Below are 26,019 nucleotides of genomic sequence, written 5' to 3'. Positions count from 1 at the left end.
GTTTGGATGAATATCTGAAATTAGAAAGAAGTACGCTTGTAACGGCGATATTCAGGCTTCCAGAAATTATCTTCGATAGATTGCATCAGCAGCTCATCGCTTGCAGGTAAGGATAAACCCTGCTCAATCGCCACTTTACCGACGGCGAACGCAATATGCTTACTGACAGAGTGAATATCTTCCAGCTTCGGCAATAAAGCACCCGTGCCATTAATGGCTAAAGGTGAGCATTCAGCCAGTGCGCGGCTCGATGCCATCAGCATCTCATCCGATACATGGCGGGCACCCGAGGCGAGTACACCTAAACCGATACCTGGGAAGATAAAGCTGTTGTTACATTGGGCGATTTCATAGGTTTCGCCATCCACCACTACTGGTTCAAACGGGCTACCCGTTGCCACTAAGGCTTGGCCAGACGTCCAGTGCAGAATGTCCTTTGGTGTCGCTTCAACGCGGCTAGTTGGGTTAGACAGCGGGAAGATAATCGGACGTTCACAGTGACTATGCATTGCACGCACTATCTCTTCGGTAAATAGACCTGGTGCGCCCGATACACCAATCAGTACCGTTGGCTTAGCGTTATTGACCACATCGAGCAGTGAAATATTGTCACTGAAGTTGTTCCAGTTGCTGATATCGGCACATTTTTGAGCCAGTTTTTGCTGGAATGGCAACAGGTTAGGCATGTTGTCGAGCAGCAGACCCCAACGGTCAACCATGCAGACTTGGCTGCGTGCTTGCTCGTCGCTGATACCTTCAGACACCATTTGTGCAACTATGGCTTCGGCGATACCGCAGCCTGCGCTACCCGCACCTAAGAAAGCGATACGTTGTTTGTTGAGCTCAGTGCCCGCGGCTTTACAGGCGGCGAGTAATGAGCCTACAGTCACGGCAGCGGTGCCTTGGATGTCGTCGTTAAAGCAGCAGTAGCGCTCCTTATAACGCTCAAGGATTGGCATCGCATTCTTTTGGGCAAAGTCTTCGAATTGGATTAGTGTGTCTGGCCAGCGGACATGCACGGCTTGCATAAAGGCTTCTATAAACTCGGCATATTCTTCGCCGCCAATACGCGGATGGCGCCAACCCATGTACATTGGATCTTCCAACAGCTGTGGATTATCGGTACCTACGTCTAAGGTAATTGGCAGTGTGTATGCGGGGCTGATCCCACCACAGCTAGTGTAGAGCGACAATTTACCAATCGGGATCCCCATGCCGCCAATACCTTGGTCGCCTAAGCCTAAGATGCGCTCACCGTCGGTCACAACGATGATTTTTACTTTTTGGCGAGTCGAGTTATTGAGGATATCGTCGATTCTGTCCTTATTCGGGTAGGAGATGAACAGACCACGGTTACGGCGATAGTTTTTCGAGAAGCGCTCACAGGCCAAACCTACCGTAGGGGTATAGATAATCGGCATCATTTCGCTGATGTGATTTTGCACTAAACGATAAAACAGGGTCTCGTTGGTGTCTTGAATGTTGCGCAGATAGATGTGCTTATCGAGATCATTATTGAAACTTCTAAATTGATCGTAGGCGCGCGACGCCTGTTCTTCAATCGTTTCAATGGCGTAGGGCACTAGGCCTTCGAGGTTAAAGAAAATACGCTCTTCTTCCGAAAATGCACTGCCCTTGTTAATCAATGGCGCTTCAAGAATGGCAGGTCCTGCAAACGGAAGATAGAGGGGGCGTTTATTATCGTCCATGGGTAACCTTTGAGTTATTGTTTAAGTGGTTCGGTACGTGCTTGATACGTGCTGTAAGTCACGTAAGGTTATCATGAAATGTGATCTTTGTTGCCTGTGTCTTACGCTATTTGTGGCTTTTTTTGCAGCAGACATTAATCAGACTGTTTAAAACACGCATCTGTTAATTGATTGTAAATGCACTGGCCGAGCAAAAGCTTGTTTAACGGCGAGGTAAAAACAAAAAACGCAGCCTAGGCTGCGTTTACTATTTTAAGCGGAATAAACATTAGACTCCGCGGTATTTCAGCGATAAGCCTCGGATAAAGTTACGCAGGATCTGATCGCCGCAGGCCTTGAAGTTTTTATGATCTGGGTTGCGAAACAGAGCGCTTAATTCAGACTTAGACATTTGCACTTCGGCGAGCGCTAAGGTGGCCACAATATCTTCTTCGCGCATTTCGAGGGCTACACGTAACTTCTTGAAGATTAAGTTATTGTTTAAACGTGACACTGGTTTGGGGATTTCAGCCCCTTCGCGTAAACCACGATTTTCGATGATAAGGCCATCTAAAAACTGACATAGGGTCGTGTCGTTACAGGCCTTGTAGCCTTCTTCCTCTTCTTTGCGCAGTAGACTAATCATCTCTTCGGTTGGCACTTCTCTTCCAACTTTGGCAAAGATCTTAATCATTTTGGCATTGTTGAAATCAAACACGAAGCGCAAACGGCGCAAAATATCATTGTTAATCATGGTCATCTCTAGGCGCGGCTGCGCAGTCTGGTTTAAGAGCTGACATTATATACTTAAAGCAACAGAAAAGCAGGAAAGTCTAGTGTGGGTGAGCAAGTGGCACAGTAGAGCATGAGTCCTCACTGAGGACTCATGCTCAAATGAGTAAAACTAAACTTTCACTGCCAGGTACCAGTAAATAAAAAGCACTGCAAAAATAAGCAAATAGCTTAATCCTATCCAGGAGAGGCATTTCATTTTGGTGCCATAACGATGGGCTTCGGGTAGATGGGAGCTGGTCATTAAGCGATAGTTTAGCCATGCAAAAACCACTGTGGACATAAAGGCTAAAATCATCACAAACTCCAACAGTGGCAGTAGGGCGCCCTTAAAAAACAGGATTAACATTAATCCTAAGGCGCTAACGCTCAACATGATACCTGTTAGGCGTCTGTCCGATTGCGCGTCGGTTACTGCCGTGCGTGATAGTAGTTGCCAACCCATGTTCAGGGTGCGGCTGTAGCCGTCGATAACAGTGACTGTGGTGCTGAAAATACATAAAAATGCAACAATACCAATCAAATAGCGGCTTTCGCCGCCCATGACTTGGCTATATAAGTTGATTAATTGATTCGCGAATTTCGCGCCAGAGTCGGAAAAGTGCTCACCACTGCCATGCATTACCAGCGCGCCTAAGGCCAAAAAGACCACGGCTAACACGGCGGTGACTATATAGCCTAAGTTGAAGTCTAAGATGGCTTGGGAGGGGGTAACGGCTGAGGTCTTTTGTTTTTCTAATAACCACAGAGAGTTCCAAGCACTGACCTCTATCGGTGCTGGCATCCAGCCCATCATAGCGACCAAGAATCCCACATAGGCCCACTGCCAAGGTGAGGGAGATACGAATTGGCTAGCCAGTGGTTTCATATGATCCAATGCCAAGGCGACGGCGATTAATGTAGTGAGGGTCAGGGCAAACATGATGATTTTTGTCAGCCTATCCAGCAGCGAATAATGCCCCAAAATCAATAACAACAGCGAGCTTATCAGCACCAACAGCGCCAACACATCAATCGGTAAGGGAATAAACTGAGTCAGCATGGCGGCCGTTAACATGCATACTCCCGCCGTACTGGCGATGGAGGCAAGCACATTGAGCCCAGTGAATAACCACAGATAGCCCCGGCCTTGCTTTAGATAACCATGCAGCAGGCTTTCACCTGTAGCGGCGGTGTAACGTGCACCTGCGGCAAAGAAGGGATATTTCAGCAAGTTGACTCCGAGGATCACCCAGGCGAGTTGCCAGCCAAAATCTGCACCAGCGCGGGTGGATGACACTAAATGTGAAGCCCCAATGGCTGCAGCGGCCATTAATACGCCTGGTCCCATGGCTTTTATACCGAGGGCTAGTTGGGACGTCCAATTCATGGGGAATGGTTTAACTTGGGAAGTAGTCATAATGCGCTGCGTGTTTCCTTATCCGTTGGAAATTATCTTTTCGATACTGTTCTATCCAAACCCTTAAGTCGCGATTTTATCTGTTAAGAATTGTATTTGGAGGCGAGTAGGGCTTCGATGCGTTTTATGCTTGCCGTCATTTCCACGAGTTGAGTCAGTAGTGCGCTATCGTCTGTGGTGACTAGTGTCTCTGCGGATGGAAGTGCGTCACTCAGGCGTTCTTTTTGCTCCAAAATCTGCGCTCTAAAACTAGGCGCATCGACTATGCCAACGAGACTGATTAAGGCGCCGCTTCCCGATTGTCCTGCGGTTTCGACTGTGAGTTTATGTAATCCCATCAGACGCATTATCGGCCCTTGAATTAAGGCGATATCAGTAATTTTATCTAGGGGTACCGTATTTTCAGTGCGAGTTAATATGCCTCGTCGCACAATGAGTTTTTTGCTGGTTAAGCGTGCGCTCATATTGCGGATGTAGCGGCGAGTTCCCCATAAACCGATAGGGAACCATAGTAATAATAGGGGAATACCAATAATGCTTAGGGTGAAATAAGCGGCTCCAGAGAGTAACCAATACATGCCTAAGTTGGCTTCAAAGTCGGCTTCATGAATCGTTAGTTCTTGCATTTTCTTCCCTAATCTGAGCATCCAGTTGTTAACTATTTTGAAAGATCTCTGCTGGAAAATACATGGTTTTCCTCTATAACAAAAGTTTAACTTTTTTCGGTGTCCCATTGACTTTGTTTTTCAACCCATTACCTTGGTTGTGTTAAAAATTCGTTTAATAAAAGTAAAATAAATTTAACAGACAAAGATTAGGGGATGTAAATGAAAAGACCTCAGATTCTACCCAGTGCTTGTGCTATCGCGATCGCCATGGCGTTTGCCCCGAGTATTAGCCATGCAGCCGACAATGGTGCCGATAAAGTTGAACGTATTGAAGTGACGGGTTCTCGTATCAAGCGCACCGATATCGAGGGACCGTCGCCTATCCAATCCATCGGCAAAGAAGATATTGCCAACATGGGGTTTGATAACCTGCAGCAGTTACTCGAACGTATGCCCGCGAACGGTGCAGGTGCTTTCTCTACCCGTGGTAACAGCCAAGATTCGACCGCCAACGGTGGTGCCTCGATCAGTTTGCGTGGCTTAGGTCCTGACGCCACTTTGGTATTGATTAACGGTCGTCGTGTCGCGGCAAGTGCCTTTGCCGAAGGTATTACTAACTCCTTCGTCGACATTAACAATATTCCGGTTTCAGCGATTGAGCGCATTGATATTCTGAAAGACGGAGCATCGGCTATTTACGGTTCCGATGCGATTGCGGGTGTAGTTAACATCGTCTTGAAAAAAGACATCGAAGGTATTGAGGTTAACCTAGGTTACGGTGACACCCCTGGTACGGGTTACGATGAAACCACGGCGAGCGTCGTTTGGGGGACAAAATCTGAAAAGGGTAGCGCGTCGGTTATTCTCGACTATTTTAAAAACGACACCTTAGCGGCAACCGACTTAGGCCGTTTTGGCACAGCCGATCAAAGTCCTTACGGTGGTGAGGATTTCCGTTCTTCACGCGGCTTCCCCGGTTATTTTTATGTCGATGGTGTCAAGACTATTGACCCTTCCTGTCCGCCCGATCGCGCAACGGCCAGTGGTAGCTGTCTATTTGACTATGGTCCTTACAACTTAGTCATCCCCGAAGCTGAGCGTATTGGGGCAATTGGCCAATTTGATTACCATTTTAGCGATGATTTAACCGCTTTCCTCGAGTTAGCGGCGCAGCATAACAGTTCTATTGCTGGTGGGGCGCCAACACCCTTGGATGAAGATGCGGCCTTAACAGTGCCGGGCACGCACCCTAATAATCCTTGGGGTAAAGATATTGAAATCGGTCGTTTCCGTACCGTGGATGCGGGTGCCCGTCGTTGGGATATCGAGTCCGATACTTTACGTTTAGTCGCAGGACTACGTGGTACGATCAAAGAGTGGGATTGGGAAGCCTCGGTACAACGCGGCCGCAGTGAATCGACGCAAACAGGCGATCGTAGCCAAGGTTGGGTCAGAACCGATTACCTGCAAGCCGAGATCGATGCGGGTCGCTACAATCCCTTTGGTGGCACCATGAACTCGCAGGATGTGATCGATGCCATTACGACTAGCCTAGTTCGCCAAGGTTTATCGAGCATGACGTCTTACGCGGCGAACATTTCGGGTCAAGCGTTCACGCTGGCGGACCGCGACATTATGATGGCGGCAGGTGTGGAATACCGCGAAGAAAGCGTGAGTGACGTGCCGGATGAACAGTTCCAACGTGGACTGATTTTCGGTACCGAAGCGGTTTCTGCGGCTGCCTCTCGTGACCAATACGCGGGTTATGTGGAGTTCTCTATTCCTGTCACGGATAACTTTGAGCTGCAACTCGCGGGTCGCTACGACCACTACAGCGATTTTGGTTCAACCACTAACCCTAAAGTGGCGTTCCAATGGGGCATCACCGATGAGCTGACGAGCCGAGGTTCTTGGTCAACGGGTTTCCGTGCGCCTTCTTTAGCTCAAATCGGTTTAGGCCCATCACGCGAAAGTAGCTTCTTTATCGATACTTATCGCTGCGCCGCCGATGGGGTGGATTGTGAAGCGCTCGACTACAACACTGAATTCCAAGGTAACTCTGAGTTGGATGCCGAAGAGTCAGAAACATGGAACCTGGGGATGATTTGGGCGCCAAGCCAGAAGTTTGATATTGGTTTTGATGTCTACAGCATCACTCAAGATAACAAAATTGATAAACAACCTTTAGGTGATATCTATACCGCAAACTGTAACGATCAAAACAGCACAGTGTGTGAGCGTTTAGCACCGCAAGCGGGTCAAACCTTAGGTCCTATCAGCATTATCCACTCAAGCTTTATCAACTTAAGCTCGCAGGATGTGCAGGGCGTTGACCTGTCAACTCACTATGGTCTTGAGCTAGATAGCTTTGGTGATTTGAAGTTTGGCCTAGAGTACAGCTACCTACATAACTTCGAAAAAGACGGTCTCGATTACACTGGCGAGTACAAGTTCCCACAACATCGCTGGTTACTCACCACGAATTGGACCATGGATAACTTCGCTGCCAACGTAAACCTGAGCTACATCGGTGAGTTCGAAGATACTCCAGATATCGACTTTGACGGCGTGTTAGACTTCGAAACGAACAAGTCTCGTATGGTGGATGCACAGTTATTAGTTGATATGTCAGGTAGTTACCGTTTCAACGAGATGTTTAAGCTGACATTAGGCGTGAACAACCTGTTCGATGAAGAGCCACCGTTTGCGATTGGTGACGGCGATACCGACCTCTATGGTTATGTGATTTCTGTACACAACCCTATGGGACGTTATATCTACACCAAACTGACAATGAACTTCTAACGAGTCATTGGAAACGGCGCTTCGGCGCCGTTTTTGTATTTTACTCTGCCGCGACACAGTGTATCTTCGTTCTCGTTAATCAGTCATCACTAAAAGGACGTTAATATGATCACCTTATATGGCATGCCCCGCAGCCGTGCATTACGAGTAGCTTGGGTGTTAGAAGAGTTAGGTGCCGAATGGGCCTTTTCGTTTGTGGATATGAAATAAGGGCGAGCACCGTAGCGCCGCGTTCTTAGCGCTCAATCCCTGCGGCAAAGTGCCAGTGTTAACCGACGATAATCTTGTATTGTCTGAGTCTGCGGCCATTTGCCTGTATCTGGCGGAGAAGTTTGGCAAGTTGTTACCTGAAGCGGGCAGTGCGGCATCGGGTCTGCATCATCAGTGGGTGAGCTTTATTATTACCGAACTCGAGCAGCCTCTGTGGACCTTAGGCAAGCATAAATTCGCGCTGCCAGAGGCGCAGCGTCATCCCTCCATCATGCCTTGCGCTGTGTGGGAGTTTGATAAGGCGGCGGCCTTGGCTGAAGCTATGTTACCCTATAGTGACTTTTTACTCGGCGATACCTTATCGGTTGCCGATATCCTGCTGGCCCATACACTGCTTTGGGGCACTTTATTTGAGCAGCAGATCCCGCCTAAATTGGCGGCCTATCGCGATAGAATTGCGGCGCGTCCTTCGCGTAAATCGGCACTGGCCAAAATGGAGGCTGTCGCAGCAGCGGCGCAGGCTTAATCAGCACTAGGCAATAAAAAACAAAAGGGCAGAAGATTCACATCTGCCCTTTTTGATTTAGTCGTTTGGCGTTTATAGCTGAGTCGCCGCCCATTTTGCACGGCTTTCACGGCTTTCACTTAACCCATTTTGCTCACGGAATGCCTTGTAGGCCTCAACATCGAGATTGACTAGGCTAACATCCACTTCGAGCACCAGTTTACATTCTTTCTTAATGCGCCATGCCGCAGTGTTGTACAGCTCAGTTAACGGCAGCGAGCTTAAAAATTCAGGATTATATTGGGTGTAAACGGCTTGGGTTGGATACACCACGAAGGCCAAGTGACGCTTAGGCTCTTTCTTAAATAAGGCTTCGATGCCGTCTGTGGTATTAAGCACTTGCATCTCGATAATATCGTCGAGATCCAACAGCTTTTTCTGCGCCAGTTCAGGGGCCTGTGTTTCAGCATTTTCCCAGGCTACCACGTCAGCTTCGCTATGGTTGGTCAGTTGTCCTACTTGAGCCGCACTGAGGCTGAGTGATTGGCGTAAGTAGCTCATTTCGATGGCGTTCAAGCCAATATTTTTAGACATAATGCGGTTCTCAAGTTGATAAAAATAAAATCTCGGTAAAATCAGTATTTGTTTTTAAGCCAAATATCTTCGACCCATTCCCAGAAGGATTCCCAATAAGTATCGGTAAAGTCACCGTTTTGCCAGAAGTGAACTTGGCCATCCTGATCGATACAGTAAAAGTCATCGCCCAATTGGCAGATGGCGATTAAGTCCCTCGGCAAGCCGATTGACCAAGCATAGCAGGTGACTTCGGGTAAATAGGTGTGCGAATAGGGATCGGCTGCTGTCACAGGCTCAATCGCGCCATAAATCACATCACTGGCATGGAGTAGGTATTCCTTTAATTCCCGTGGCAGTGGGATCAAAATCTGTTCCTCAACCTCCACTAACTGCTCGAATGTGGGTAACTCGAGTGGCACAGGCACAGTTTCGCTGCGTTCTTGGAGTTGCTCAATAATGTCGTGCATGGAATTTCCTTAAGGGGCGCCTTATGGCGCGGGATTATATAGGGAAACAAGGTTGGATGCGAGGGACGGGCTGTGAGCATCTGACAGGCAGAGGTCGGATTCAAGTTGACGGCTTTAGGTTGAGGTGTTAGCGCAAATGGCGCTTGGGGCGGGGTCTGGTGTTTCTCGGAAAAAAAGCGCTGGCATCTGTTTTTACAAATAGCCAGCGCAACAGTGGAATTGGTACAGAGTTAAACGGTAAAGCGATTAAATAAACGAGCGATTAAGCGACTGAGTTAGTGAGCAGCAGTCCTTCATCGACGCGTTTATAGTTAAGCCAAGCTTTGTGATACAGCTTATGCGACTCTTGGCGCAGCTTAGCGATTTGTGCGGTTTCAAACTCACTTAACCCCCGTTGCTGTTTTATCGCATTCGCCTCAATTTGTTGAACCTGTTCATAAACCTTGTGTTCTGGGCCGCTTTTAATGTCGGCAATATCCTTAAGGTGCAATTGGACCTCGGCAATCATGCCGCTTTCGGGCAAACGTACCAGTAAGTTAAGGTCGCGATAACCTGAGGCTTTAGGCTCGGCGAAACGGTTTTTCTGTTTCACGACCTGAGCTTGCTCGCTTAAGGCGTAATAGCTTTGCATTAGCTCGGAGATACTGTTACTGACGATGCTGGCGCGGGCAAGGTCGGTGATCTGGCTCGCATCCCCATTAAATTTGGTGGCGACCTTCTCGGCGGCGCGTTGATAGCTTTTCACGTCCGGCAGAATCACTTGAGCCTGTGAACTTGCTGTCACTGTCTGCAACAGGCTCGCGAGTTCATCTTGAGCCGCGTGGGCGTTGGAATATAGGTTGTCTAGACAGGCTGAAGATTGGCGTGGGGTGTGAAAGGTTTGAGTGTTGAGCGCATAAAGACCATGCAGATCATGGCTTTGAGCCTGTCTTGCACTGTAATTGCCGCGTTCGGCTCCGCTGTCATTGATATCTAAAGGATTGGCTACGCCTGTGCGGGTCGATAATAAGAGTAGAAAGATAAAAAAGGTACGAAATAACTTATTCATAACGGCCTACTTCCTTATGGGAGTGATACACATCACGAGAATACCATAGGCTGGAGTGGCTTAATTAAAGCTGAATCAATGATGAAGACTTGTTCATGTTTGGCTTAGGTTCACATTTTTCGCGCCTAAAAAAATAGCGCCGCTATTGTGAGCGGCGCCATTGGACAGTTAACTAGGTTACAGAGTTAACTACTATCTTGAATTAATTTGGGATTACCAAATTTTCACGCGTTTCTCTGGTGCTATGTACATAGCATCACCTGGTTTCACATCATAGGTGGTGTAAAACTCTGGCATGTTAGACAGCGCGCCCAATGCGCGGAATTCCGCAGGTGAGTGTGGATCTGTCGCTACACGGTTACGCAGGGCTTCTTCTTTGGCTTTTGCACGCCAAATTTGCGTGAAACCGATAAAGAAACGTTGATCGCCAGTCAGACCGTCGATAACCGGGGCTTCTTTACCATTGAGTGATTTTTTGTACGCACGGTAAGCGATAGTCACGCCCGATAAGTCACCGATGTTTTCGCCTAAGGTCAGGCTGCCGTTCACGTGCAGATCGTCAAACACATAGTAACCATCGTATTGTGCGATCAGCGCCTTACCACGGGCAGAGAATTCTTCTAAGTCTTTCTCTGTCCACCAGTCGCGCATATTGCCTTCGCCGTCGAACTTAGCGCCTTGGTCGTCGAAGCCATGGCCCATTTCGTGACCAATAACCGCCCCGATACCACCGTAGTTAACGGCATCATCCGCTTCCATGTTAAAGAATGGTGGTTGCAGAATTGCCGCTGGGAACACGATTTCGTTCATGGTTGGGTTGTAGTAGGCGTTAACCGTTTGTGGGGTCATGTGCCACTCGTCTTTATCGATTGGCGCGCCTAACTTAGCCAGTGACTTAGCGTGCTCAACTTCGCTTGCGCGAACCGCGTTACCAATCAAATCATCGGCTTTGATGGTCAGCTTGCTGTAATCTTCCCACTTATTTGGATAACCAATTTTCGGGTTGAATTTCGCTAATTTTTCGGCAGCGGCTTGCTTAGTGGTATCGCTCATCCAAGTCAGATCTTTGATGCTGTCGCCGTAGGCGCCGCGCAGGTTTTCAACTAGCGCTTGCATACGCTCTTTGGCTTCTGGGGCGAAGTGACGCTTCACATACACTTTACCCACCACTTCACCTAATACGCCGTTAACCGCTGCGACACCGCGCTTCCAACGTGGCTCTTGTTCTTCTTGTCCGTTAAGGGTTTTAGAGAAGAAAGCAAAGTTTTCGTTGTCTAACTCTTCGCTCAAGTTGCTTGCCGCGTGGGTCAGCACTTGCCATTGCATGTAGGTTTTCCAAGTGGCCAAATCGGTCGTTTTGAGGACTTCGTTCAGGCCTTGGATATAGCTTGGTTGGTTAACGATAATGTCGGTTTGCTTGTCAGCACCTAATGCCGTTAAGTAGCCTGCCCAGTCGATATCTGGCGCTAAGCTTGGCAGATCTTTAACTTGGTACAGGTTGTAGGTCTTAGTGCTGTCGCGTGTTTCAACCACATCCCAGTGTTTAGAGGCAATCGCAGTTTCGAGTGCGAGGATTGACTCTGCGCTGGCTTTTGGATCCGCAAGACCTGCCAGAGTGAACATTTTTTCAATATGGGCAACGTAAGCTTTACGGATATTGACGAAACGTTCTGCTTCGTTGAAGTAGTAATCTTTTTCCGGCAGGCTTAAACCGTATTGCCATAGGTGAGTGGCGTAACGGCTTGAGTTTTTCGCATCAATATCGATGTAGAAGGCGATAGGCGTACCGGCGCCCATGATTTGGCTATGGGCGAAGTACTTCACCAGCTCATTTTTATCTTTTAAGGCGTTGATGGCATCAAACTCGCCTTTAAGTGGCGTCACGCCCAGTTTGTTTAACGTTGCTGTGTCCATAAATGAACGGTAAAGGTCTGCCACTTTTTGCTCGTCAGTACCTTCGACCAGATTCGGCGTTGCGGCCACTTCTTCGATAATGGCTTTAACGTCATCACGGGATTTTTCACGCAGATCGTAGAAGGCACCAATGCTAGTGCGATCGGCAGGGATCTCGGCTTTCTTCAGCCAAGCACCGTTTACATATTCATAGAAGTCGTCCTGTGGACGGACTGATTTATCAAAGTTTTCAAATTCGATACCTGAGCCCAATGCTTTAGTCACAGCGGTAGCTGTGGCGGTTTTGGTGGTTTCTGGCGCTTTAACTTCAGTGGGTTTGTCATTACAGGCAGTGAGGCCCGCGATGAGTGAGGCACACAGTCCCCCAATGAGTACTTTTCTCATGTCGTTTCCTTCGAGTTTATTATTGTGCCCATCTCTGGGGCTGTTTGGTGCAAAATGGGATTGCTTCAGGCGCAACGCAACGTATGTTAATGCTTTAGCGGGAATCTAAACAAGGTGATCACACTTTTTCAATCGGATTTATTCTCCATCAGTTGTAACTAAAAATTACCATGGCGGTAATCGGCCTAAAAAACGCCAAACATACCGTATGCAGGCTTTGACAAGTTAGTGAGCACTTAGGTTTACCCGTAGTCGCCAAGAGTACCTCAGAGCAATTTCATTGGGTAGGCTTTGCCCTTTCGCCCGTTGGGCCCCATAATACGGCGGTTTTCATTTATTGAAGTTGAGTCGTCCAGTGCGTTTAGACAAATTTATCTGTGAAAGTACCTCGCTTACCCGTTCCTTAGCGAAAAAAGCCTTACACCGTGGTGAGATTACCTGTGACGGTGTGGTGGTCAAAGACTCTGGCTTTAAAGTGCTCGAGGGGATGCAAGTATGCCTCGATGGCGAGCCTATCTCCCTCGTCGGTGAGCGTTACTTGATGCTCAATAAGCCCGTGGATACGATTTGCTCAACTATCGATGAAGCCTATCCATCGGTATTGAGTCTGCTGGATATCGAAAAGCCGGAAACCTTACACATTGCCGGCCGTTTAGATGCAGATACTACTGGCCTTGTGTTGATTACTAGCGATGGCCAATGGTCGCATCGGATCACTTCGCCGAAAAAAGACTGTGGCAAGCGTTACTTAGTGACATTAGTCGAGCCTGTTGATGAGAGTCTGGTAGGCGTATTTGCCGCCGGAGTGGAGCTCAGAAACGAAGATGGCCTGACTAAACCTGCGGTACTCGAAATCATTGAACCACAGCTTGTACGTCTAACCATTACCGAAGGTAAGTATCACCAAGTGAAGCGGATGTTTGCCGCTGTGGGAAATCATGTGGTTGGCTTACACCGTGAAAGCATTGGCAGAATTGAGTTGGACTCAGAGCTTGCCCCTGGTGAATGGCGTTATCTGACGAATGAGGAAATCGCCTCGATTTAAGCTCATTTGGAATTAAAAAATGCCGCTCCCATTGAGCGGCATTTTTATTGCTGTTTTTATTGCGACATGTGTTACATGATAAGTCTATTGTTTTTTCAGGATAAGATTACCGCTAATGGTATCCATCTTCACACTGGCGCTACCCGAACCCGTCTGGAAGCTTAAGGATTCATTAGGCACGTATTTTTGTCTTTGTGGCACATCTTGGCTCAAGCCGTTTTTGATTTTGCCACCAGGGCCGCCATTGAGCTCGAAATTGGCATCGGGCGTATCGGTAAATGTCACAATAATATCGCCACTGACGCTCTCAAGATTGGCTTTATCGAAGCTTTTCGCCAGTGACACTTGAGTGTCGCCGCTCACGGTGCGGACATTGACTTCTTTGACGGCGTTAAAGTCGGCTTTAATTTCCCCAGAAACCTGCTCGACTTTCACTTTATCGGCTAAGGTTTGGCTGTTTAGATCGCCGCTCACTAAACGGTATTTGATTTCGCCTTTGCTTTGGGTGTCTTTAATCTCACCGGAGACGGTATCTAACATCACTTTGCCCGCTAATCCCTTAGTAATGATATCGCCAGACACCGTGTGTAATGTTGGGTTACCATCCAGCGCCTCGGCGGTGATATTTCCGCTGACGGTATTGAGATCAAGCTCGCCTTGAGTTTGGCTAATTTGCAGATTGGCTGAAATAGTATCGGCGTTTAACTTGACGGTTTTAGGCACCTTAATGGTGAGCTTTGAGCCGTTGTTGTCGCCGCCGTTATAGTGGCGTGGCATTTTATCTTCAATATTCAGATTGTTACCTTTTTGCTCAAAGACAAAGCCTTCACTCAGCTCATCGAGGGTACCAGTCACGCTGACTTCATTCTTATCCCAGCTTTCAATTTGCACTTCGCCCCGTTGGATCTTGATTTGAACTTGAGTATCACTGCCGATGCTTAGCTGCTTATCTACACTTTCAGCGGCGAATACACTGCCCATGAGGCTCAGATAAAGCGTTGATACGAATAGGCTGGTTTTCGTGAGGGTAAAATGGCTCATATGTTATTTCCTTTTGTTGAGTTTTGAATCGGTAGTTTTTGGCCTTGCTGTAGCAAATCGAGTTCACGTTGTTGCACCCAAAGCCAGAGTTGCCAAAGTTGTTTATCTGTGGGGTTGGCCAGCAGAGCTTGATAAATCTGCTCGCCCGCACGGCGTAATTCCGCTAAGCCTTGCTCTAGCGGTGCGCTAAAACGGCTGGTTTGCCATGCGACCACTGTTGAGGTTTGTTCCAGGTTTGTTACTTGAGCTTGGTGAGTCTTGGCAATTTGGGTCAGCAAAGCGTGCAGCGCTTGCTCATCATCCGCTGGTTGGCTGGCGATTTGCTCAGTGCCAGTCAATGTCGGTTTTGCAGTCTCTTGGGTGTAGATACTGAAGAACATTGCCAGCACCACAGTTGCAGCAAGCGCCCATTGCGCACCTTGCAATCGAGGCGTTCGGGTATGAACTATTTGAGACCCTAAAGGTTTGTCCATACGTTTTTCGATGCCTTGCCAAAGATCCCGTTCAGGGACTAACGCTTTAGGCGCATCATCAATCAATTGCTGGAGCTTGGCCTCGCGGGAAGCATTTGATAAGGACATTACAGCATCTCCTGTAGTAATTGCTTGGCTCTGTGGTACTGGGTCTTGCTGGTTCCCACGGCAATACCCATTAATTGCGCAATTTCTTCATGTTGATAGCCTTCAATGGCGCAGAGCACAAACACGATGCGCGCTCGCTCCGGCAGTTTGAGGATCAACTTGTCTAACCCTTGATAATGTTCATCTGAGCTTGGGTGCTCAATATCGCTCTCCATTGGGATAAAACGCGCCCAAAACGACTTTTGCTTACGGATACTGCTCAGTGCCTGATTGACGCAAATACTGTGTAACCAAGTGGAAAATTGGCTCTCTCCCCTAAACAGCGGTAATTTCTGCCAGACCAGAATAAAGCACTCTTGGGTGATTTCTTCTGCCTGCGAGGCTTGGCCACTTAACCGCAGTGATAGGGCATATACCCTTGGATGATGGTGTAAATACAGTTGCTTAAATGCGGCTCTATTGCCTTGGCTAGCCAAGGTGATGAGGTCAAATTCTGACATCGCATTATTGAGTGGGAGTCTCCCTGTCGTCACTGTATTTTCCTGTCATCTAGGTGAATGGTTATTGATTGGACGCTCTGAAAAGCTAAAAAGGTTTGTATCGAATAAAAAAATAGTCGGTTTATTTTTAAATATTGGCTCACTCTTTTGTGAGCTGTAGTAAAATCAGTTAGGATTTTTGGTGCTAACGTTTTGAAGTTATTAATTTTATACCAAATGGTATTCGGTTGTAATAGCTAAAAAAGCGCGATTATTCGCTCGCTATATTAAGCGCAATGCATATATAGCTACCCATAGAGATAGCCAACAGAGGAGCATTGCTCGACCAGTGCACAATAAATAAAAGATAAACTTTGTATATCAGGGATATTTTGCTGTTAAAGGCCTAAGTCCCAGCTATCTTTTTAAGAGATGTTATTTATTAGGGGCTTTTTATGTTAATCCGCTCAAAGTTGTTACTCAGTGCCGCTGTATCCGTTACGGCCTTGATTGCCATGTTTGGATTGCAGCTTTATTCTAATTCGGTCGAGTCGGAGCTTTCCCACGCAGCCCAAAACATTCTCGAGCTAGAGCGAGACGTATTGCTGCTGCGTAAAAATGAAAAGGATTTTTTTGGTCGTAAAGATATTCTATATGTTGAAAGACATAGCGAGGTGCATACCAAAATAGATGCCCTAGTTTCCAATCTTGAGAGTATTTTAAAAAAATATCAGGTCTCAACGGCACCACTCGAAAGCTTTGACCGTAACCTTAATCAGTACCAAGTGGCCTTCAAAGAAGTGGTACAACTTCAGCAAGAAATTGGTTTAACGCCCAAAACGGGGCTATACGGCACCCTAAGAACCGCGGTGCATAATGTCGAGTCCATGTTAAAGGAATATGATCAGTTATCCCTCGAAGTGGCTATGTTACAGCTTAGACGCAACGAGAAAGACTTTATGCTGCGCCGTGAGATGAGCTATGTCGAGACCTTCGACGCTAACATCGCCAAGTTCAACGCTAGCCTAAGAGCATCGAGTTTAGACACTGATACTCAAAATAAAATTGGCGCCTTGATTGAACAATATCAAAAGGATTTTAAGAGCTTAGTTAACAAAGAGCAGCAACTAGGACTCAGCGAAAAAGATGGCACTATGGCGAAACTGATCGCAGCCAATAAGTTGACCGAGACGAGTGCCGATGAGTTACATCACCTTGCGTTAAAGGCCATCGACGATGCCGAAAGCAACAGCGTAAATATTGGGATCCTCGTCTTCGCGATTATTGCCCTTATTCTTGGGGTCATTACCTACCTTATTATCCGCAGCATTATCACTCCGGTTGAGCGTATTACGCAGGTGATTTCACGTATCGAGGTCAGCAAGGATTTAACCCTTAGATGCGATGCCTCAACCCAAGATGAATTGGGCGAAATTGCACAGCATTTCAATAGTATGGTGGGCAGCTTCCAGCAGCTTATCGAGCAGGTTATTGACTCGGTCGCGACAATCAATGTTTCCTGTAAAAGTGTGTCAGAGAACGCTATGCTTGCGTCCGAAGGCGTTGCACAGCAGCTAAACGAAACCGATATGGTGGCGACGGCGATTACCGAAATGGGCGCAACCATTGATGAAATTGCTAAAACCACAGAACTTGCGGCCCTCAAAGCGGGTAAAACCCATGAAAACGCCCAGTTAGGACAAACTGAGGTTGAGCAGACCATACTCAAGATCAGGCAATTATCGGAGCAGATTAATAGCAGTGCCTCAGTGGTGGATGAGCTCGAGCGCGATAGCGAAACCATTGGCAGCGTGCTCGATGTGATCCGTGGCATTGCGGAGCAAACCAATTTACTCGCACTGAATGCGGCGATTGAAGCGGCCCGCGCGGGTGAACAAGGCCGTGGTTTTGCAGTGGTTGCCGACGAAGTGCGTAGCCTAGCCATGCGGACTCAGACATCGACTCAGGAAATTGCCAACATTATTCAAACCTTGCAAAGCCGAACTCGCGCTATCGTGCAATTAATGGATGCTAGCCAAAAGCAAGGCGCTGAGAGTGCCGAGCAGGCAGCGGCGGCGGGAGAGCTGCTGAAACTTATCAATGGCGATGTCCATAATATTATGGATATGAGCACCCAGATTGCCGCTGCGATTGAAGAGCAGAGCATGGTAGCCGCCGAAGTGAATAAGAACGTGGTCGTTATCCGTGATATTGCAGAGGACTCCTCTCGGGCTGCCGATGCCAATGCCTCGGCGTCAGATGAACTTAAATCCCGCGCCGAATATCTGGTGAGTGCAGTCAGCCACTTTAAGATCTAAGCGATAATTATGTTAGAAACGCACTTTAGGGTGCGTTTTTTTATGGCGAAGTCCAGGCGCTAATAGGTTTGGGTTTCGCCTCAAGATGATAGTGCAAGCAGATAAAGCTAAAGACTCGAAATTTAAACCACGATAAAACTCGCAAACAAAAAACGCACCCTAAGGTGCGTTTTTTATGCAAAGCGCCGCGATTAGTGGCTGAACATTGCAGAGATAGACTCTTCGTTGCTAACGCGGCGAATGGCTTCTGCCAATACGGCCGACATAGTCAGTTGAGTCACTTTAGCCACTTTAAGCATTTCTGGGCTTAAAGGTACTGTATCGGTCACGATCACTTCATCGATCACTGAGTTTTCGATATTTTCAGCCGCTTTGCCAGAGAATACTGGGTGAGTCGCGTAAGCAAATACGCGGTTTGCACCGTGTTCTTTTAAGGCTTCAGCCGCTTTACACAGAGTGCCGCCTGTGTCGATCATATCGTCAACGATAATGCAGTCACGGCCTTGAACGTCACCAATGATGTGCATCACTTGCGCAACGTTTGCCTGTGGACGACGCTTGTCGATAATAGCCAGATCAGAATCATCTAATAGTTTTGCCACTGCACGAGCGCGGACAACACCACCGATATCTGGAGAAACAACCACTGGGTTATCTAATTTCTTCGCCAGCATATCTTCGAGCAGTACAGGGCTACCGAACACGTTGTCTACTGGTACGTCGAAGAAGCCTTGAATTTGCTCAGCGTGTAAATCACAGGTCAGAACGCGGTCAACACCAACGCTTGACAGGAAGTCAGCAACGACTTTCGCAGTAATAGGTACACGTGCGCTACGTACGCGACGGTCTTGACGAGCATAACCAAAGTAAGGAATAACGGCAGTGATACGACCAGCTGAAGCACGGCGTAGCGCGTCAACCATAACGATAAGTTCCATTAGGTTATCGTTGGTTGGGGCGCAGGTGGATTGGATGATAAACACATCGGCACCACGTACATTTTCGTTAATTTGGACACTGATTTCACCATCGCTGAAACGACCAACCACTGCGTCTCCGAGTTTACAAAATAGACGATCGGCTATCTTCTTAGCGAGACTGGGGGTGGCGTTCCCAGCAAAGAGCTTGATGTCGGGCACTGTATGAACCTCAGGCGTTTGCTTTATATTTTAGTGGCTAGAGCAACGACGATGCGGGGACGGGAGCGGAACCCGTGGGCTATCGTAAAAAGTTGCTCTAGAAGAAAGTAGTTTATGGACGATTGAGTCGCACTATGAGCGGCGAAATATTCATCCCTTTTGCAACAAATCCTTGCATATCAGACGGTAATTTCGCCAAGGCTGCGAGAGCTTGCTGCTGCGAAGAAAACTCCCCAAACACGCATGCGCCCGTTCCGGTCATTCTCGACGGCGCATATTCTAGCAGCCAGCCTAAGGCCTTGGCAACTTGAGGGTATTTGGATACGACCAGATCTTGGCAATCATTTACCCAAGGTTGGCTCATTAGAGTGTCGATTCCAAGCTTAGGGGTATTGCGGGGCAGAAGGGGATCTTGAAACACCGCTGCGGTAGATACATGGGCATCGGGCGCTATCACTAAATACCAAAATTCAGTGGGCGTCACTGCCTGTAAACGCTCGCCAACGCCTTCGGCAAATGCCGCGAAACCGCGAATAAAAACAGGGATATCGGCACCAAGTTTTAAACCAATCGCCGCTAATTCATCGTTGGATAATTGGGTATCCCACAATTTATTTAACGCTACGAGCGTGGTGGCCGCATCGGAGGACCCGCCGCCTAAACCGCCGCCCATAGGTAAACGTTTATCGAGCCAGATTTCTGCGCCGCCACGATAACCTGTCGCCTGTTGTAATGATTTTGCGGCTCGCAGAATTAAGTTATCGCTATCGGCGACAACGGCCGACATGTTCGAGTGCAATATCAGCTCAGGCGTCTGCGTCACCCTAAAGTCGAGCAGATCGCAACAATCGATAAATTGAAATAGGGTTTGCAACTCATGGTAACCGTCGGCGCGGCGTCCGTTGATATGCAGAAACAGATTTAATTTGGCGGGCGCGGGCCAATTGCGCGAAATCTCATTCGACATGTTAAGGTTTTTCTCCGAGCAGTATTGAGGGTTTACCTAAGGCTTGCCATTGATTAAGTTGCAGCTTGAGCTGTAAATCGCCGCGTTCAAGCTTTAACTGATAAGGCACCTCGGCACCGCTTTGAGACTGCCAGCTCAAAAATGTAATTAACCAAGGCGGCAGCGTTTGCGAGTTTTGGATTTGTTTGGCTTTGCCATTGCTATCTACGGCGATAACGCGATCTAAACTGCCGACTTGGCCAGTAATCCATTGGGGTAAATCGTTAATCGGGATAGACCAGCCGCTGACTCGTTCTAGCAATGCTTGGGCATTGTTATCGCGAAAATCTTTGCCATCGATATGCAAGTGAGCCGAGTTTGCAGTGGCATCCAAGGTTAATACTGTGGTGCCGAGCATAGTCGTGAGGGTGAGTTCGTCCCGCTCCTCACTGTGGCGCCAATAGAGGTTGGCACTAAGCTTATCTTCCTGCGTGCGGATAGCGAGTTTCCCCTGCAACTCCCACGCTTTGGCTTGGGCGGCGTTATCGACTGTGATAGGGCTGAGATCTGTCGTTGGCGGCAGGGTTTCACAGCCGCCTAAAAACAATAGGCCGCTCAAGGCGATACAAGAGAAAATGGATTTTGTGAAGCGCTTCAAATTATTCATCTATAACTGATATACCAAAGTCCTTATGATACGAGGGCTTGTAAAGAATACCAATGCCAATCGTAAAATTTCCATTGGCGGTCACTTGGGATAACTTCAGTCGTGCTAAGCCGCATTTGTCTATCCTTGATAGAAAATTTAGGTAAGAAGTTAGACCTTTATTCGGTTTTGTTAAGCGTATTCTGTTTTTAGTTGGGCCAATTCAGTAGAATGCCCTTATTAAGAGAGACGCCAAGAATCTAGAAAAGAGTCAGATGAGCCTTGTAGCAATCGGTATTAACCATAAAACAGCCACGGTAGACCTGCGTGAGAAAGTTGCCTTCTCTCCGGACAAAATTCATGATGCCATGAAGAGTCTGGCCAGTCGTACACGCTCGGGTGAAGCCGTTATCGTCTCGACCTGTAATCGCACTGAATTGTATTGTAACAATGGCGATGAGGCCGATATCATTGAATGGCTTGAAGAATATCACGGCCTAGATCATCAAGATGTTGCGCCCTGCCTCTACAATTACCACGGTCAAGCGGCGGTAAGGCATTTGATGCGCGTTGCCTCTGGTCTTGACTCGTTGATCCTCGGTGAGCCGCAAATTCTGGGGCAGGTTAAGCAGGCTTTTGTCAAAGCCAAAGAAGCAGGTACCGTCGCGCTCACCATCGACCGCTTGTTCCAAAATACCTTCTCCGTGGCGAAAAAAGTCCGTACCGAAACCGAAATCGGTGCTGCGGCCGTCTCGGTGGCCTTTGCCGCCGTAAGCATGGCAAAACATATCTTCTCTTCGCTGTCGACCACTAAGGTGCTGTTAATCGGCGCCGGTGAAACCATCGAGCTGGTGGCTAAACATCTTAAGGATAACGGTGTTGCCTCTATGGTCGTGGCAAACCGCACCTTAGAACGTGCCCAAAGCATGTGTGAAGAGTTTAATGCCACGGCAATTACGCTGGCACAGATACCAGATTTTCTCCCTAAAGCCGATATCGTGATATCCTCTACCGCCAGTCCGCTACCAATCCTTGGTAAAGGCATGGTAGAAAAAGCGCTAAAGCAGCGTCGCCATCAACCTATGTTATTGGTTGATATAGCAGTTCCCCGGGATATTGAGCCGGAAGTCGCCGATTTGGACGATGCGTTTCTGTATACAGTGGACGACCTGCATAGCATTATTGAACAGAATAAGGCTTCCCGTAAGGAGGCCGCCGAGCAAGCTGAATTAATTACTGAAGAACAATCCTACCTCTTTATGGATTGGGTACGTTCTTTGGAGTCGGTCGACAGTATTCGCGAATATCGCAGCCAAAGCATGGCGATAAAGGATGAGTTAGTGGAACGCGCCCTGAATAAATTAGCGCAGGGGGGCGACACTGAGCAGGTATTGATTGAACTAGCCAATCGCCTGACGAATAGACTCATTCACGCACCAACCCAAGCCCTCACAGTGGCGAGTCGTCAGGGTGATTTGAATACCTTAGGTCAGTTAAGAACAGCGCTCGGATTAGATAAAAACTAAGGTTAGCGAGTTAAATGAAGGAATCCGTTATCCGCAAGCTGGAAGGCTTGCTCGAGCGCAATGAAGAAGTCTTAGCCTTGCTTGGTGATGCGTCCGTTATCGCCGATCAGGAGCGTTTTCGCGCGTTATCCAAAGAATATTCTCAGTTAGAAGAAGTGGTTGCAGGCTTTAAAGCCTACCAGCAAGCACAGGTAGATCTTGAGTCTGCCAAGGAAATGCTTGAAGAAGATGACGCTGAAATGCGTGAAATGGCGCAGGAAGAAATCAAGGCAGCTAAAGCCGAACTCGAGCGTCTCGAAGCCGAGCTGCAAATTCTGTTATTACCAAAAGATCCTAACGACGACACCAACGCCTTTATCGAAATTCGTGCCGGTGCGGGTGGCGATGAAGCCGCTATCTTCGCGGGTGACCTGTTCCGTATGTATAGCCGTTATGCTGAAGCAAACCGTTGGCAGCTCGAGATCATGAGCTCGAACGAAGGCGAACACGGTGGCTTTAAAGAAATCATCGTTAAAGTCAGTGGTGAAGGTGCCTACGGTAAACTCAAGTTTGAATCCGGTGGTCATCGTGTTCAACGTGTGCCTGAAACTGAATCTCAGGGCCGTGTACACACCTCAGCTGTGACTGTGGTAGTCATGCACGAAGTGCCTGAAGCCGAAGCGATTTCAATTAACCCAGCCGACCTGAAGGTTGATACCTTCCGTTCATCGGGCGCGGGTGGTCAGCACGTTAACAAAACCGATTCTGCGATTCGTATTACCCATATTCCGACCGGGATTGTGGTGGAATGTCAGGATCAACGTTCACAACATAAAAACCGTGCACAAGCGATGAGCGTGTTAGCGGCGCGTATCCAAGCCGTTGAAGACGAAAAACGTCGCAGCGCCGAAGAGTCGACTCGTCGTAGTCTGGTTGCTAGTGGTGACCGCTCCGAGCGTGTGCGTACCTATAACTTCCCGCAAGGTCGCGTGAGCGAGCACCGTATCAACTTAACCTTGTATCGCTTAAACGAAGTGATGGAAGGCGACTTAGATGCGATTTTAGGACCGCTGATGCAAGAACATCAGGCCGACCAATTAGCCGCTCTGGCTGATGAGCAGGGGTAATTTTGGCTGATCAATCGAGTATCGCCGAGGCCCTGCAATGGGCCTACGTTCAGCTAGCGCCTACCTCTGAATCCGCCCATCTGGATGCAGAGGTTTTCCTGCTGTATTGCCTCAATAAAAACCGTGCATTTCTCTACACTTGGCCCGAAAAAGCCTTGACGGTGGAGCAGTGGAAACGTTTCCAGCAAATGGTGCAACGTCGCCAACAGGGCGTACCTGTTGCACATATTGTGGGTGAGCGTGAGTTTTGGTCGCTGCCATTTATCGTGAATGACACCACGTTAATTCCTCGCCCCGATACCGAAATCCTGGTCGAAACTGCCTTAAATTTGCCCCTTGAGAGCAATGCCAAGGTGCTCGATTTGGGTACTGGAACCGGTGCGATTGCGCTGGCGCTGGCTTCTGAGCGCGCAACTTGGCAAATCACCGCCGTCGATAAAGTAGAAGAGGCGGTTGCACTCGCGAAGGCGAACCGGAGTAACCTTAAGCTCGAGCAGGTGGAGATCCTCCAAAGTGACTGGTTTAGCGCTATCAAGGCCCACGACTTTGATTTAATTGTCTCAAATCCGCCTTATATCGATGAGGCCGATGAGCATTTGCATCAAGGGGATGTGCGTTTCGAGCCGCAAAGTGCGCTCACCGCCGCCGATGAGGGCTTTGCCGATCTTTACTATATCGCAAAAACCGCTCGGGATTATTTAAAGCCCAACGGCTATATTCTGCTCGAACACGGATTTGAGCAGGCGGTGAAGCTTAGGGAAAAACTGAGCGAATTGGGCTATCAGAATGTTGCCACAGTGCGTGATTTTGGCAGCAACGACAGATGTACTATGGGCAAATGGATGGGATTGATAGGGATTTAATTCTGTCCTGTATTGAGCACTTAAAACAACGCCATTGATTATCCATCAATGGCGTTTTTGTTTGTGCCACTTAGCGTTTAGTTCACGACTAAATGTCTTAAAAACTACATTCAATCTTTGGCATAGACTAGAGCACCTTCACCATAAAGAATTTACTGCCGGTCTTTGGGTAGGCTTGTTGTACCCATTGCACGCGATATCCGTGGCGCTCATAGAAAGGTTTGGCTTGAAAATCTAAGGTATCGAGTAGGACAAATTGGCAGCCGCGTTGTTTGGCCTTGGTTTCGGCCTCGAGTAATAAGCATGAGCCGATATTTTGCTGGCGGAATGCGGCATCGACCCAAAGGTAGTCAATCAATAGCCAATTACCAAAGGTTTTACCGCTTAAGCCCGCGAGTAAATTGCCGTCCTCATCCTGTAATTTTAGTCCTAGGTTTTGGCGTTTTAATGTTTGCCAGTGCAGCTGATTAAATTCGACGATTTTTTGTTTTACCGCATCGGCAAATTCGGCGGACTCATCGTCAATTATCATTAAATTCATTGTGGTTTCCTACAAACTGAGGGACGGGGTTTCGTCTGTGAATCTCGCGCGTTAGGCATTGGTCTGGCGTTATGATTAGGGTAAACTAGCGCCTTTGTCACTGGCCATAAGTATCACAATGGAAACTTTTTACAGTCTTTATCCTGCTGTTAAGCACCTGCATTTAACCTTAATTGCTGTGAGTGTGCTGTTTTTTGTCGTTCGTTTTGTGTTGCATTTACGTCAGTCAGCACTGATGGGCAAGAAAGTATTCAAAATCGCGCCCCATGTTATCGACACTTTCTTACTGCTGTCGGGCTTAACACTGTGCTTTATGATCAAGCAATATCCCTTTGTGGATCCTTGGTTGACCGAAAAGATTGGCGCCGTGCTCGCATATATTGCCTTGGGCGTGATTGCGATAAAAGCGAACAGAAACAAACTGTTCAAAGTTTTTGCCTTTTTAGGTGCATTAGGTTGGTTAGTTTACGCGGCCAAATTGGCGCATTTTAAACAAGCGGTATTATTGGGTTAATGGGTAAATACAATCTGCAAGATGGCATTTCTTTGCCTGAGTCGGCATTGGATGTAGGTGCTCACCTTGGATTTTCAAACCTCGAAGCGGCGAAATGGGCTTGGTTTGAATTGGCGGGAGCCGTATTAAGTCATTACCTGGTGGATCAACAGCAACGCTTAAATGCGTTGCTGCATTGGTTTTATCAGGACTTGGGTTTTTGTGTCCGCGACAATTACTTCAGTACCGAAGCGGCGGACTTAGGCACTTGCCTTATCACTAAACAGGGCAATAGCACCACACTGGCGACGGTTTTGATGCTACTGGCCAAGCAGCTCGATTTAGAGCTCGAAGCCTTACTCTTACCGGGTAATACCGTGCTTCGCAGTAATGTTGCTGGCGTTGTGCGTTATCACGATCCGCTGACGGGCAAAGAGCTAACGAAACACCAGCTCCATGTGTTAGTGCGCGGTGAGCTGGGTAACGCGGCTGAACTTAAGCCAAGCTACTTAAAGGCGGCGTCGGTGAAGAAGCTGATTTCGCGCATGCTGCATGAGCTTAAGGCGGGGTGTATCGTGTCGCATCAATTTGAGGCGGCGATGGAATGTTGCAACTTACTGCTACAGTGGCACCCAGATGATGTGCATTTAAATCGGGAGCGCGCCTTTATCGCCCAGCAGCTGGGGTGTATCAATGTCGCTGCGGCTGATCTGCAACACTTTGTCGATAACAGCCCGCATGATCCTGTTATCGAAATCGTCAAAATGCAGCTCAAAGAGCTCAGTGAACACGCGGAAATCTATCACTAAATCTTAAAGGAGAGCCTCACAGGCTCTCCTTGTTTTTCTTAAAAACAACAATAAACGGGGCGAATGGGAAGTTTGCCCACTAACTGCAAA

The 26,019-nt window shown here is 48.0% G+C and carries 23 protein-coding genes and 1 pseudogene; 9 read left to right on the top strand and 15 right to left on the bottom strand.

Features of this window, described 5'->3' with window-relative positions; all coding sequences use genetic code 11:
- Positions 1 to 20: 20 nt before the first annotated feature.
- The 4 genes from ACK5NH_RS13085 to ACK5NH_RS13070 all read right to left on the bottom strand — a co-directional run bounded on the left by ACK5NH_RS13085 (position 21) and on the right by ACK5NH_RS13070 (position 4,505).
- Complete coding sequence (locus tag ACK5NH_RS13085; RefSeq protein ID WP_416920709.1) at positions 21 to 1,709, bottom strand: NAD-dependent malic enzyme; 1,689 nt, start codon at positions 1,707 to 1,709, stop codon at positions 21 to 23.
- Positions 1,710 to 1,977: 268 nt separating this feature from the next.
- The gene (locus tag ACK5NH_RS13080; RefSeq protein WP_416920707.1) at positions 1,978 to 2,442 is read right to left on the bottom strand and encodes a DUF1456 family protein; all 465 of its coding nucleotides are present in this window, start codon (positions 2,440 to 2,442) and stop codon (positions 1,978 to 1,980) included.
- Positions 2,443 to 2,592: 150 nt separating this feature from the next.
- Positions 2,593 to 3,879, bottom strand: coding sequence for an Nramp family divalent metal transporter (locus tag ACK5NH_RS13075; RefSeq protein WP_416920705.1), 1,287 nt, complete (start codon positions 3,877 to 3,879; stop codon positions 2,593 to 2,595).
- An 83-nt stretch (positions 3,880 to 3,962) separates the two neighbouring features.
- Complete coding sequence (locus tag ACK5NH_RS13070; RefSeq protein WP_416920703.1) at positions 3,963 to 4,505, bottom strand: PH domain-containing protein; 543 nt, start codon at positions 4,503 to 4,505, stop codon at positions 3,963 to 3,965.
- A gap of 201 nt (positions 4,506 to 4,706) precedes the next feature.
- Between ACK5NH_RS13070 and ACK5NH_RS13065 the strand changes: the two genes are divergently transcribed.
- Positions 4,707 to 7,292, top strand: a complete 2,586-nt coding sequence (locus ACK5NH_RS13065) for a TonB-dependent receptor plug domain-containing protein (RefSeq protein ID WP_416920701.1) — start codon at positions 4,707 to 4,709, stop codon at positions 7,290 to 7,292.
- Positions 7,293 to 7,397: 105 nt separating this feature from the next.
- Positions 7,398 to 8,028: pseudogene (locus ACK5NH_RS13060) on the top strand (glutathione S-transferase family protein).
- 72 nt (positions 8,029 to 8,100) lie between these two features.
- Here ACK5NH_RS13060 and ACK5NH_RS13055 read toward each other — a convergent pair.
- From ACK5NH_RS13055 to ACK5NH_RS13040, 4 genes are all read right to left on the bottom strand, one after another.
- Positions 8,101 to 8,601, bottom strand: a complete 501-nt coding sequence (locus tag ACK5NH_RS13055) for a DUF4447 family protein (RefSeq protein ID WP_416920699.1) — start codon at positions 8,599 to 8,601, stop codon at positions 8,101 to 8,103.
- A gap of 41 nt (positions 8,602 to 8,642) precedes the next feature.
- Positions 8,643 to 9,050 (bottom strand): SMI1/KNR4 family protein, encoded by a 408-nt coding sequence (locus ACK5NH_RS13050; RefSeq protein WP_011623923.1) that lies wholly within the window; start codon positions 9,048 to 9,050, stop codon positions 8,643 to 8,645.
- Between the two features lie 262 nt (positions 9,051 to 9,312).
- Positions 9,313 to 10,098 (bottom strand): RelA/SpoT domain-containing protein, encoded by a 786-nt coding sequence (locus tag ACK5NH_RS13045; RefSeq protein ID WP_416920697.1) that lies wholly within the window; start codon positions 10,096 to 10,098, stop codon positions 9,313 to 9,315.
- Positions 10,099 to 10,311: 213 nt separating this feature from the next.
- A complete protein-coding gene (locus tag ACK5NH_RS13040; protein ID WP_416920695.1) occupies positions 10,312 to 12,396 on the bottom strand; it encodes a M13 family metallopeptidase in 2,085 nt (694 codons plus the stop codon).
- Between the two features lie 337 nt (positions 12,397 to 12,733).
- On the opposite strand from ACK5NH_RS13040, the gene rsuA reads away from it, so the two are divergent.
- Entirely contained in the window at positions 12,734 to 13,441 is a 708-nt protein-coding gene (gene rsuA, locus ACK5NH_RS13035) for a 16S rRNA pseudouridine(516) synthase RsuA (RefSeq protein WP_416920693.1), read from the top strand.
- Positions 13,442 to 13,525: 84 nt separating this feature from the next.
- On the opposite strand, the gene ACK5NH_RS13030 is transcribed toward rsuA, so the two are convergent.
- The 3 genes from ACK5NH_RS13030 to ACK5NH_RS13020 are packed head-to-tail and all read right to left on the bottom strand — an operon-like array spanning position 13,526 to position 15,596.
- Positions 13,526 to 14,482: a DUF4097 family beta strand repeat-containing protein gene (locus ACK5NH_RS13030; protein ID WP_416920691.1), complete on the bottom strand. Its 957-nt coding sequence runs from the start codon at positions 14,480 to 14,482 to the stop codon at positions 13,526 to 13,528.
- Positions 14,479 to 15,063 (bottom strand): anti-sigma factor, encoded by a 585-nt coding sequence (locus tag ACK5NH_RS13025; RefSeq protein WP_416920689.1) that lies wholly within the window; start codon positions 15,061 to 15,063, stop codon positions 14,479 to 14,481. Before ACK5NH_RS13025 ends, ACK5NH_RS13030 begins: the two co-directional genes overlap by 4 nt.
- Positions 15,063 to 15,596, bottom strand: a complete 534-nt coding sequence (locus ACK5NH_RS13020) for an RNA polymerase sigma factor (protein ID WP_416920687.1) — start codon at positions 15,594 to 15,596, stop codon at positions 15,063 to 15,065. Before ACK5NH_RS13020 ends, ACK5NH_RS13025 begins: the two co-directional genes overlap by 1 nt.
- Positions 15,597 to 15,997: 401 nt before the next feature.
- On the opposite strand from ACK5NH_RS13020, the gene ACK5NH_RS13015 reads away from it, so the two are divergent.
- Positions 15,998 to 17,860 (top strand): methyl-accepting chemotaxis protein, encoded by a 1,863-nt coding sequence (locus ACK5NH_RS13015; protein WP_416920685.1) that lies wholly within the window; start codon positions 15,998 to 16,000, stop codon positions 17,858 to 17,860.
- A gap of 191 nt (positions 17,861 to 18,051) precedes the next feature.
- On the opposite strand, the gene ACK5NH_RS13010 is transcribed toward ACK5NH_RS13015, so the two are convergent.
- The 3 genes from ACK5NH_RS13010 to lolB all read right to left on the bottom strand — a co-directional run bounded on the left by ACK5NH_RS13010 (position 18,052) and on the right by lolB (position 20,612).
- A complete protein-coding gene (locus ACK5NH_RS13010; protein ID WP_011623915.1) occupies positions 18,052 to 18,999 on the bottom strand; it encodes a ribose-phosphate pyrophosphokinase in 948 nt (315 codons plus the stop codon).
- 112 nt (positions 19,000 to 19,111) lie between these two features.
- Complete coding sequence (ispE, locus tag ACK5NH_RS13005; RefSeq protein ID WP_416920682.1) at positions 19,112 to 19,966, bottom strand: 4-(cytidine 5'-diphospho)-2-C-methyl-D-erythritol kinase; 855 nt, start codon at positions 19,964 to 19,966, stop codon at positions 19,112 to 19,114.
- Between the two features lies 1 nt (position 19,967).
- Entirely contained in the window at positions 19,968 to 20,612 is a 645-nt protein-coding gene (lolB, locus tag ACK5NH_RS13000; protein ID WP_416920680.1) for a lipoprotein insertase outer membrane protein LolB, read from the bottom strand.
- Positions 20,613 to 20,866: 254 nt separating this feature from the next.
- Between lolB and hemA the strand changes: the two genes are divergently transcribed.
- Genes hemA through prmC form a run of 3 tightly spaced genes read left to right on the top strand, consistent with a single transcriptional unit; the run spans position 20,867 to position 24,086 of the window.
- On the top strand, positions 20,867 to 22,117 hold the full coding sequence (hemA, locus tag ACK5NH_RS12995; protein WP_011715924.1) for a glutamyl-tRNA reductase: 1,251 nt from the start codon (positions 20,867 to 20,869) through the stop codon (positions 22,115 to 22,117).
- Between the two features lie 14 nt (positions 22,118 to 22,131).
- Positions 22,132 to 23,223 (top strand): peptide chain release factor 1, encoded by a 1,092-nt coding sequence (prfA, locus tag ACK5NH_RS12990; protein WP_416920678.1) that lies wholly within the window; start codon positions 22,132 to 22,134, stop codon positions 23,221 to 23,223.
- A gap of 2 nt (positions 23,224 to 23,225) precedes the next feature.
- Positions 23,226 to 24,086: a peptide chain release factor N(5)-glutamine methyltransferase gene (prmC, locus tag ACK5NH_RS12985; RefSeq protein ID WP_416920676.1), complete on the top strand. Its 861-nt coding sequence runs from the start codon at positions 23,226 to 23,228 to the stop codon at positions 24,084 to 24,086.
- A 127-nt stretch (positions 24,087 to 24,213) separates the two neighbouring features.
- Here prmC and ACK5NH_RS12980 read toward each other — a convergent pair whose 3' ends face one another.
- On the bottom strand, positions 24,214 to 24,627 hold the full coding sequence (locus ACK5NH_RS12980; protein WP_416920674.1) for a GNAT family N-acetyltransferase: 414 nt from the start codon (positions 24,625 to 24,627) through the stop codon (positions 24,214 to 24,216).
- Between the two features lie 118 nt (positions 24,628 to 24,745).
- Here ACK5NH_RS12980 and ACK5NH_RS12975 point away from each other — a divergent pair, with 118 nt between their 5' ends.
- Positions 24,746 to 25,141 (top strand): SirB2 family protein, encoded by a 396-nt coding sequence (locus ACK5NH_RS12975; protein WP_011623908.1) that lies wholly within the window; start codon positions 24,746 to 24,748, stop codon positions 25,139 to 25,141.
- Complete coding sequence (locus ACK5NH_RS12970; RefSeq protein ID WP_011623907.1) at positions 25,141 to 25,929, top strand: tetratricopeptide repeat protein; 789 nt, start codon at positions 25,141 to 25,143, stop codon at positions 25,927 to 25,929. Before ACK5NH_RS12975 ends, ACK5NH_RS12970 begins: the two co-directional genes overlap by 1 nt.
- Positions 25,930 to 26,019 lie beyond the last annotated feature (90 nt).

Source organism: Shewanella sp. (assembly GCF_047975355.1).
Lineage (GTDB): Bacteria > Pseudomonadota > Gammaproteobacteria > Enterobacterales > Shewanellaceae > Shewanella.
This window is presented reverse-complemented; position numbering and strand designations above follow the sequence as displayed.